The organism is Agrobacterium sp. LR_9, assembly GCF_041954855.1.
GTDB lineage: Bacteria > Pseudomonadota > Alphaproteobacteria > Rhizobiales > Rhizobiaceae > Agrobacterium > Agrobacterium leguminum.
Map to the genome: position 1 here is coordinate 21,888 of NZ_JAVAYA010000038.1, position 7,977 is coordinate 29,864.

Annotated in this window: 5 protein-coding genes and 1 pseudogene; 5 read left to right on the forward strand and 1 reads right to left on the reverse strand. The window is 57.5% G+C overall.

Annotated features, from left to right (window positions below; all coding sequences use genetic code 11):
* Positions 1 to 22: 22 nt before the first annotated feature.
* Positions 23 to 2,077: a pyridoxamine 5'-phosphate oxidase family protein gene (locus RAC79_RS24465; protein WP_374997624.1), complete on the forward strand. Its 2,055-nt coding sequence runs from the start codon at positions 23 to 25 to the stop codon at positions 2,075 to 2,077.
* 552 nt (positions 2,078 to 2,629) lie between these two features.
* Here the strand turns inward: RAC79_RS24465 and RAC79_RS24470 are convergent.
* A complete protein-coding gene (locus tag RAC79_RS24470) occupies positions 2,630 to 3,124 on the reverse strand; it encodes a MarR family winged helix-turn-helix transcriptional regulator (RefSeq protein ID WP_220319324.1) in 495 nt (164 codons plus the stop codon).
* 44 nt (positions 3,125 to 3,168) lie between these two features.
* Between RAC79_RS24470 and RAC79_RS24475 the strand changes: the two genes are divergently transcribed.
* The 4 genes and pseudogenes from RAC79_RS24475 to RAC79_RS24490 form a co-directional block, all read left to right on the forward strand.
* Positions 3,169 to 4,677 carry an FAD-dependent oxidoreductase gene (locus RAC79_RS24475; protein WP_220319325.1) on the forward strand — a complete coding sequence of 503 codons (1,509 nt, stop codon included), beginning with the start codon at positions 3,169 to 3,171 and terminating at the stop codon, positions 4,675 to 4,677.
* A 13-nt stretch (positions 4,678 to 4,690) separates the two neighbouring features.
* Positions 4,691 to 5,917 carry an MFS transporter gene (locus RAC79_RS24480; protein WP_220319326.1) on the forward strand — a complete coding sequence of 409 codons (1,227 nt, stop codon included), beginning with the start codon at positions 4,691 to 4,693 and terminating at the stop codon, positions 5,915 to 5,917.
* Positions 5,914 to 7,251, forward strand: coding sequence for a patatin-like phospholipase family protein (locus RAC79_RS24485; protein WP_220319327.1), 1,338 nt, complete (start codon positions 5,914 to 5,916; stop codon positions 7,249 to 7,251). Before RAC79_RS24480 ends, RAC79_RS24485 begins: the two co-directional genes overlap by 4 nt.
* A 278-nt stretch (positions 7,252 to 7,529) precedes the next feature.
* Positions 7,530 to 7,925, forward strand: a pseudogene (locus tag RAC79_RS24490) (Fic/DOC family N-terminal domain-containing protein); the annotation flags it as partial.
* Positions 7,926 to 7,977: the final 52 nt, after the last annotated feature.

Consider the following 7,977-nt stretch of genomic DNA (forward strand, 5'->3'; position numbering starts at 1 on the left):
TGCCTTCCCAAAGGAGAGGCCGATGCCTGCTGAAGAATCCTCACCATCGTCACCATGGCATGCGGGTGAACTGCAGTTGCAGCGGCACGCCGGCGTGGTCGAGCAGATGGACCCCATCGGCCGCAGGGTCCTGCGCACCTTTATGCTCGATCAGCACCGGGAGTTCTATTCGCTGCTGCCCTTCATCGTGATCGGATCTGTCGATCGTGATGGCATGCCATGGGCGACGATCCGCAGCGGACGGCCAGGCTTTCTGCATTCGCCCGATCCTCTGACGCTGGATATTAATGCCGCGAGCGATCCGGATGATCCGGCCGAAGCCGGCATCATCGATGGGGAACCGATCGGTCTGGTTGGCGTCGATCTAATAACGCGCCGACGCAATCGGCTAAATGGTACTGTCATCCGCAGCGGCAACGAACGCTTTTCCGTTTCAGTCGGGCAGAGCTTCGGCAACTGTCCGCGCTACATCCAAAATCGGCAGTTCAGCTTTGTGCGCGATCCGGCTTTGCCGAGGCGGTCCGAGGTGCTGGTTTCAAATGGACTGGACGCAGACGCACGGGGTCTCATCACAGCTGCCGACACCCTCTTCGTTGCCTCATATGTGGAGCGCGAGGGTGAGGGACGGCAGGTGGATGTCTCCCATCGGGGCGGCCGACGCGGTTTCGTCCGCGTGGATGCCGATGGTGGCCTGACCATACCGGATTTCAATGGAAATCAGTTTTTCAACACGCTTGGTAACTTCATCATCAATTCGCGCGCCGGACTTCTGTTCGTGGATCACGAGACGGGCGACATGCTGCAGATCACCGGCCGCGTCGACGTCATTTTGGATTCACCCGAAATTGCCGCCTTCGAGGGCGCCGAGCGTCTGTGGCATGTCATGCCAGAGAAGGTGGTGATGCGCAAAGACGCCTTGCCGCTGCGGTGGAGCTTGATCGAAGGCGGTATGTCACCGAACAGTTTGATGACAGGCGGATGGAGTGAGGCCGCTAGCCGCTTAAAGATAGCAGCCCAGCCAAAGACGTGGCGGCGCTTCCGCGTGCAGAAGGCCATTCGGGAGAGTTCCACCGTCCGTTCGCTTCACCTTGCACCAGTCGATGAAGAAGCTGTCATTCCCCACCTTGCGGGCCAGCATCTGCCGATCAGAATGAGGGACGGGGCGGACTCGCTTCGTCGGAGCTATACAATATCCAGTGCTCCATTGGATGGCTTCTACAGATTGAGCGTGAAGAGTCAGGGTAGGGCATCAACGCTCTTGCACGCACTGCGTGAAGGCGACGAGATCGAGGCACTGCCACCGGTCGGAGCGTTTACCATCGACGCGATGGAACGGAACCGGCCGGCCGTTCTCCTCGCTGCTGGCATCGGGATCACGCCGTTGCTGTCCATGCTGCGCCACGTTGTCCAAACTGGCGACAGGACGCGCTATCGGCGGGGAATCTGGTTGTTCCGGTCGTCGCATGTCTCTGCTGAAAGAGCGTTTGATCGCGAAATCGGCGAACTGATTGAGCGCAGCGAAGGGACAATTCGAGATATCCGGGTGCTCGGAGCGCCCGATGTCGAGGACGAAGGTCTTTTTGATGCAGTCGGTCGCGTCGACATGACGCTGTTGAACGCACATCTGCCATTTAACGACTATGATTTCTATATCTGCGGACCATCTTCCTTCATGCAATCCATATATGACGGGCTGCGCGGACTAAATATCCCAGACGGTCGGATACATGCAGAGCAGTTTGGCCCTTCCGGCCTGAAGCGAGATCCAGGTGCTTACTCGTCCTCTCTGCCGCTCAAGCCTGCAGCCAAGGCACCGATCCGCGTCGTCTTCACTCGGTCGGGAAAAGAGACACTCTGGCAGCCAGGCGGGGGGGCGTTGCTGGAAGTCGCCGAGCAGCTCGGACTCAGTCCGGTCTTCGGCTGCCGAGCAGGCAATTGCGGCGATTGCCGAACGAAGATTGTCAAGGGTGCCGTCAGCTATCAATCAGAGCCTGGCTGTGCCGTAGCAGCTGGAGAGGCACTAATCTGCTGTTCGGTACCTGCACAAATGGATGAGGCTTTAAAGCTCGAACTGTAATGGCTGGCCGGATCGGTACGCGCGTTTTCCTATCCCCGCCGTGTAGGCGAGGTGAGTGAGAATATTCTCTGAGAAACACTGAATTGCTGCGTTACCGCTTCCGGATCCTGGCGCTGGGGGATGTGCTTATGCACTGAAGCACTTGCATCGATCTCACAAGTCCATGATTTGATCCTCTGAGACTTAGTCCGTCGCTACGGCGGGTCGTCGTTCCATGCTCTTCAAGGAGGCAAGATGGGCCGCTTTCCGCAGTGCCTTGGGTTCAATACTTGTCGGTGTTCACCGGAGCAAAAGTTGCATAATTTAACGCAACATTACAACCCACGCTCCGCTTGCATGCACCGTCTGTATTTTCAATAGCTTGGCGGACTAACTCTCGGGGCGAGGGTTCTGATCCCTTCAAGAGCATATGCTGCCAAAAACCAACAGTCGAAAGAGTTTTGAGCAAGACCGAGCATTGTAGCCGCTGAAACCCCGACGAGGGTGGGCGCTACGTCGTAGAGGAGGAGATGTACGAGCCTGCACAGGCTCGGATGGCTGCCGGCTTGATAGCTACTCAGCGTCCGACTTCCTAGCCTCCTTCCCCATCGCGTCCGCGAACTTTCGCATCAACCGAACAAGATCTTCGATTTCGGCCGGCTCCCAAGTCGCAAAAACGCTAAGGGCGATCCTTTCGCGTGCCGTGTCGATCTTGTCGGTCATTGCCTTGCCCTTCGCCGTAACAACAACTTCGTTTACGCGACGATCAGTCGGGCTTTGTCTGCGTTGAGCAAGCCCGAGGCTCTCCAACTTCGCGACCTGCCGACTAACCGTGGTGTAGTCCCGCCCGACGCCGGCCGCCAAATCCACGATGCCGATCGGTCCACGCCGCTCGATCCCAACGAGGAGCGGGAAGAGGGCTCGATCGAGCGCGATTCCGGCTTCGCGAACAAGGGCCTCGTCACGCTGGGGTTGATTCATAAGGGTAACAATATCGATCAGCGAACCGTGCAGTTCACGGATTTTCTCGCTGATATGTGTAATTTGCACATTATTTCTTGACGACATGGCCCGCCTCCTATTATGTGCATAATACACGCATGGAGAACGACATGACAATCGAATTCGAAGCAGATGTGCTCATCTGCGGCGCGGGAGCGGCTGGCCTTACGCTCGCAATAGAACTGGCGCGGCGAGGGGTCTCTTTCCGCCTGATCGAAAAGACGTGTGATCCTTTCCCGGGCTCGCGAGGCAAAGGCATTCAGCCAAGGACGCAAGAGGTCTTCGAGGATCTCGGTATCCTGGATAAGGTCGTCGCGGCGGGTGGCGTTTACCCAGCGATGCGCGAGTATTGCGACGACGGCAACTTCATGGAGAAAGATCTTGGGGAGCGGGTTCAGGCGACACCTGCGGAGCCGTATCATATCCCGCTGATGATCCCGCAATTTCTGACTGAGAAAATCATGCGGGACCGGCTGGCGGAACTGGGGGGCTGGGTCGAGTTCGGAAGCGAACTGACGGCTTTCAAACAGGACGGCCACGGAGTTACAGCACATATCTCTGGTTCGGGCGGAGCGAAGACGGTTCGTGTACGCTATCTGATCGGGGCGGACGGAGGTCGTAGCTTCGTAAGACACGCGCTTGGTATCGCGTTCCCCGGCAAAACCCTGGGCGTGCGCGCGATTGTCGCTGATGTTGCCCTGACCGGCCTCAGCCCTGAGGTTTGGTGGCAGTTCAACACCGGTGACATGCAGCGGATGGTTGCTATCTGCCCGCTCAGAGGTACCGATCTGTTCCAGCTACAGGCTCCGATCTCGCCGGATGGAGACGCAGACCTTTCAGCCAATGGGTTGGAAAAGCTGATCGTCGAGCGGACAGGCCGCAGCGAGGTGAAGGTCCACGACGTCAGTTGGGCATCGGCCTATGCTATGAACGCCCGATTAGCCGATGGATACAGGGTCGATCGCGTATTCTTGGTGGGCGATGCTGCACATATCCATCCGCCCACCGGCGGTCAGGGTCTCAATACCAGCGTCCAAGATGCTTACAATCTTGGCTGGAAGCTCGCCGCCGTGATCCGCGGAGCCGGGAACGAACTTCTTGACACATATGAGGCCGAGCGCCGCCCCGTGGCGGAGGAGGTTCTGGGTCTGTCAAGTCGACTGCTTGAAGCGGCAAAGCGAGGTGAAATTCGTCGCGGGCGCGAGGAGCATCAGCTCGACATCGGATACCTGCAATCACCCCTCGCGTTTCGCGTCGCAAGCCGAAGCAGCGGTCTTCAGGCGGGCGACCGCGCGCCAGACGCGCCCATAAAGGGGGCAGGGGGACAGGCTTCGCGGCTCTTCCAATTGTTCATCGGGCCACATTGGACGCTGCTCGTAAACGGCCAGGGGAGAGTGGAATCGCGGCCTGGATTGCATATTCACCGCCTCGGGCAGCGCGGTGACGTCCTCGATGCGTTCGGTTGTGTCCGAGCTGCTTACGGACTGCGGGTGAATGAGTGCGTCCTGATACGGCCTGATGGCTATGTCGGCACGATACTGGCTCTTGACGCGGAAGGTGTAGCGCAACTGGAAGCCTATCTCGAACGCGTAGGCCTGCCGTCACGCGAGTCTAACTAGGAGGGGATGGAATATGATCACCAAGCCGCAATCCAACATCATTCCATCCAAGCCGCTCGATTGGCGGATCATCCTTCCGGTCTTCGCAATCGTTTGCGCGAACGCCGCCGGCACCGCTTCCGTTTTGCCGGTTCTGCCATTTCATGTCCGGGCAATGGGCGGTACGCCGCTCGTGCTAGGCATAGTCATCGCCGCCGAGGCAGTCGGCCAATTCGCCTCTGCCCCTGCTCTTGGGCAACTCTCCGATCGCTTCGGCCGGAGGAATGTCCTGCTGACGAGCCAGTGCGTTGCAGCAGCGAGCCTTGCGCTACTTGCAATCGCGCCGAGCGTTGCGTTCATCCTTATCGCTCGGGCACTCTTCGGACTTACCGGGGGCAACATCTCTGTCACTGCGGCCTATATTGCAGATCACACCGATGCCTCAAACCGCAGGCGTGCCATGGGGATCCTCGTAGGCGGTGCGGGCCTCGGCGGCATTGTTGGCGCAGGGCTTTCAGGTTTCCTATCCGAGATGTCGCTGACAATTCCCGTCCTCGCCGCGCTTGGGTTGGTAGCCACGTCCATTTTCGTTACATCTCTTTGCTTGGATGGAGGACGTTCGACAAAGACTGCAAAAGAGCGGCCGCGCGGCGGAAAAATATCGCTCCGCGCGATCGCAGCGTCGCCTGTCGTTCGTGCTCTCGTCATCGTCATGCTATGCCACTTCTTCGCCTACGGGACATACATTTCGCAAATGCCGGTCTTCCTCGCGGAGACGTTTCAATGGCATGGTCATGCCTTCGGGGCGAAGGAACTGAGCTACCTCATCATGTTGGACGGTGCGGTCAACGTCTTTGCCCAAGTGTTCCTACTCGGCTGGCTCGGCAAACACCTTACCGAACGTGATCTGATCCTCCTGATATTCCTTCTGATCTGCTTGGGGTTCATCACCGCTGGTGTCGCTAAAAGTATACCCGTGCTGGTCATCGCAGTTCTGTGTATCAGTACCGGCGATGCTCTCGCAAAGCCGACATATCTCGCAGCGCTTTCTACCCATGTACCGTCCGAGCGGCAGGGCGTGGTTCTGGGTGCCGCCCAGTCCCTGCTCGCAGTGACAGATATTATCGCACCGGTACTCGGTGGGTTCATCCTTGGATACGCGCTCTATAGCTTGTGGATTGGCATTGCCGTAGTTGTGGCAATCGTGGGCGCACTCATAGCGGCGGCCCGGCTTCCGCGTCAGGGCGGCGCTGAAGCATGACGATGCGCTCCATGCTGAGTTCCTGCGGGATTTGCGCAAATCTCATTGCGCTATGTCTTCTCTTCTTTCTCAGCGGGTGTACGGCACCCGCTCGTCCGGTATACACCGCATCGGAAGCAGGGCGCGCACAAATCGTCGGCTTCGCAAACATAAGGGCTCATTTGGATGATCCGCGGCCCCCGGAGTCGGTGCACGCCTCTTGGCGCCCGGTAATCGGTAAACAAAAGCCGTCGATGCTCGCCATATCGGGCGGTGGCGCTGGAGGCGCGTTTTCCGTCGGCATTCTCTCCGCTTGGAGCGAACGCGGCAGCCGACCACAATTCGAGGTGGTAACCGGCGTGAGCACAGGGGCCCTGATTGCGCCGTTTGCATTCTTGGGGCCCGCCTATGATGCGCGGCTGAGGCGCCTCTATCTTTCCAATGAAGCTCGCAGTCTTGTCGACATCGACTGGAAAGGGCTTGGCGTCCTCTCAGCAAGCCTCCTCCAAGGCGATGCTCTTCGGAAGATGGTCGAAGATAACATCACGGATGAAATCCTGCGCGAAATCGCGCGCGAACATCAAGCGGGACGCCGTCTCTTGGTAATGACCACGAACCTCGACACGCAGCGGGCGGTCGTCTGGAACATAGGCGCCATTGCAAATAGCGACAGGGAGGAGGCTCTAGCCCTGGTGCGCCAGATTTTAATCGCATCAGCGAGCGTTCCCGGCATCTTCCCGCCTGTTTCGATCGGTGCGGTGGTGGATGGCAGGCAGATTCGTGAATTGCACTCCGATGGTGGCAGCTCGTCGCAGTTTCTTACGTTGCCTGAACACCTGTTCGTCGCATCAGGTCAGGCACGCGAGAAAAATCTCCACATCTATGTGATCATCAACAACGCGCTCATTCCTGAGTTTTCGCTGTCACCTGAAAGGGCTTTGCCGATCATGGCACGAGCATACGCGATCCTGCTCAAGTCACAAACAAAGCAAGGTTTGATCGCCCTTTACAACTATGGGCTGAGATCCGCCCTTGATCTCAATATCGCGTCGATCGATGAGCAGGTGCCCTACTCCATCACCGACCCGCTGAACGGGGCTTACATGCGCACAGTGTACGATATCGGCTATCGAAAAACGATCGACGGTAGTGTTTGGTCGCAGCAGCCGAAGTTTCCGGGCTCGCAACGACACCAAGCGGACCGAGAAAGTCTGCATTCCTGTTTAGATGTTGCCGGAGATGTGAGTAGGGTCGGTGCCCGGCCAAGATTAGTTCAATGTCGTCGGTGGGCGCGTGATCAGCGGTTCACATCCTTTCAAGAGCGAAGCTCGCAGAATTTTGAAATTTTCCGCTGAAAATGTCGTGATAAAAGGTCGGGTTTAGTCATGCTCATTCCGTTTCTCTCGGCACCAGTGCCGAGGGCGAGCGGGAATAGGGGGCGAGCTTTAACAAAGGATGTATCGGGCGTGTCACTTCTAATGGCGCATAATTATCGTACTAGGCGCCTACGCCGCCTGGATCGAAGGTAAGGAACTCAATATTGGCGTGTTAATTAAGCGGGCTTATCTACACCTGTCGCTTAATTAAATGAAATGCGCCTTGCTTAATTAAGGGGGGCGGCTGATATTGGGTTATGTCTGATTCCCAATCCAGAAACCGCTTGGGTCGTTTCGTCGAAACGGTCGCTGCCAGTGAAACAGTGCGGGCGTTCGTGCCCCCACCATTGCCGCCCGAGCCGGCGATTGATGTGCTTTCATTGCTAGAGCGCCTCAGCTTGGCTGAGCGCGCACTAGGACGCTTGGATGGTATCACAATGCTGCTGCCGAGACAGGAGCTTTTTCTTTATATGTATGTAAGGAAGGAAGCCGTTCTTTCCTCGCAGATTGAAGGCACACAGTCGACCCTTTCTGATCTCTTGCGGTTTGAGACCGAAGCTCAAGCCGGGCAGCCGGTTGATGATATCCGTGAAGTGTCCAACTATGTTGACGCCATGATGTATGGTTTAGAGCGGCTGGAAACGTTGCCCATGTTGACCTGCCACTGAAGTTTCATCCGGCTGCGATTAGAGCCTCGGCTGTTTT

Coding starts and splice junctions, on each gene's coding strand:
- RAC79_RS24465 (WP_374997624.1), top strand. CDS start 23: ATGCCTGCTGAAGAATCCTCACCATCGTCACCATGGCATGCGGGTGAA.
- RAC79_RS24480 (WP_220319326.1), top strand. CDS start 4,691: ATGATCACCAAGCCGCAATCCAACATCATTCCATCCAAGCCGCTCGAT.
- RAC79_RS24475 (WP_220319325.1), top strand. CDS start 3,169: ATGACAATCGAATTCGAAGCAGATGTGCTCATCTGCGGCGCGGGAGCG.
- RAC79_RS24485 (WP_220319327.1), top strand. CDS start 5,914: ATGACGATGCGCTCCATGCTGAGTTCCTGCGGGATTTGCGCAAATCTC.
- RAC79_RS24470 (WP_220319324.1), bottom strand. CDS start 3,124: ATGTCGTCAAGAAATAATGTGCAAATTACACATATCAGCGAGAAAATC.